Source organism: Lutibacter sp. (assembly GCF_041596795.1).
In the GTDB taxonomy this organism is placed as follows: domain Bacteria; phylum Bacteroidota; class Bacteroidia; order Flavobacteriales; family Flavobacteriaceae; genus Lutibacter.
On the sequence record NZ_JBFHHX010000268.1, the window covers coordinates 1 to 1,904 of the forward strand.

1 protein-coding gene is annotated in these 1,904 nt (G+C 31.8%); it reads right to left on the bottom strand.

What is annotated here, in order from left to right; all coding sequences use genetic code 11:
• Positions 1–1,904 (bottom strand): carbohydrate-binding protein (locus ABY298_RS16185; RefSeq protein ID WP_372747074.1); only part of this gene is annotated, 1,904 nt, incomplete at both ends.

Below are 1,904 nucleotides of genomic sequence, written 5' to 3' on the forward strand. Positions count from 1 at the left end.
ACGGTTGCTTTATTGTTTGTAACACTAGTTTTACCCGATATTGTTGTACCTGCAGCTATTACAAGCTCAAAACATTGTTTAAACGTTTCCCCATCAACAGTTATACAAAAATTATAGGTATCTGGAGCTAAACTTGCCAAGGTAATGGTGTTTGAAAAACTTCTAACCAAACCATTAATTGTTAATTGGTAATTATAATTTTCTTTTGGAGTAATTATAATTTTTCCGTTCTTTTTATCTGGACATGTTTCCCCATTTGCTACAATACTAAAATTATCTGCAGGTAAGGTAAATACTTCACATCCATTAATATCTACAGTTGCTCCTTCTGTGGTATTTGGGCAGTTATCATTCTCATCTAAAATTCCATCTCCATCTAAATCTCCATTGGTTTCTATTAGAACAAGTTCCATCCAATTAAAATTAAAACCACCTGTTAAAACACGCATTCTTAATGTATGTATTCCTGCAGGAATAATTACCTTACTTGTAACAGTTGACCAAGTTTGCCAACCACCAGTTACGGGAGTAGTAACTTTTAAAAGTTCCGTTTCATTTAAATTTTCATCAACCAAATACAAACCTATTTGACCTGTATTACTCTGTGCTGCTAATCTAAAGTTAACATTATATGATGCTGCATTTTCTGAGTAAATTGTATAATCTGCATAATCGTTTGCATCTGTATATCCTATGTTTTTTCCACCACCATCATCTGTAGTATCTTCAGTAGCTAAACCAACCATTGAAACATAATTTTCTGCTTCTATTTTTGTAGGAAGTACAAAAAGTGTGTTTAGTGTATTTCTAATTTCTAAGTTTGAAAATACATCTAATAGTTTTCCTGTTTCAGATTTTAGAGTTGTTCCATTATAAGATACTTTAATAACATCTGTATAAATTAGCGTTTTACTTGTGGTAATTTGAATGCTTCTATTTTTTTCGGAAGTTGTTTCAACAGCAGTTATTGGGGTTTCTACATTGTTAACAAATAAGGTAAAGTAACTTTTTGAATTGGCTACAGTTGTTAAATCTAAATCTAAGTTTACAACAACATCAACAGTATTTTCCGAATTTGTATTTCCGTTTATAGCTGTAAAATTACTTGTTGAAGTTTCTCCGGTTTTTGAAAATTTGATACTACTAATGTTAAATTCTGTGTCCGCATCAAATTGAAATTTTAAAACGTGTTCGCCCGCATTTAAATTAATAGAAGGAATTTCTATGGTTTGAAATTTTTCCCAACCTCCAGTTGTTGCAACAGTTTTAGTTGCTGTAACTTCTTCTCCATCTATCTCTAAATGATACTGACCTCCATTACTTTGAGCCGCAAGCCTAACTTCTGCTTTATACACTGCAGTTTCGCTAATATTTACAGTGTAATTCATCCATTCCCCTTTTTTTGCATAGCCAACATAGTAACCATTACTATTAACAGCATCAGTACTTTTTACTATATCTACACCATCATTTCTGTAAACCCAACCATCATTCCAAGCTTGAAATGAACCTGTAGAAAGTTGATAATTTGCATAATCTTGATCGTAATAAGCAAAACCATTTTTACCTAAATCAAAATCGCTCATATACACAGTTCCCGGAATTGTATGATTTTTATAAGGTAATGTTTCATCTGTTTTAGTTTGCCTAAGCATGGCGTCTAAAACATCTTTTTGATAGCTACAATTAGCACTATTTGAATTATTTGCTAATTCCATTATTGCAGCATAAGCAGTTTCTACTGATGGTTTTGAAGCTTCGCCTTTCCAATAATTTAGAATGTTTTTATAGCCATCTGTAAATTTTATTGAATATGGGCCAACAATAGTTTCAATTCTTTTTAATGGCCACCAAGACCATCCAATATTATTATCTTCAAAAAGTTTAATGGCTTCTGTAAACCA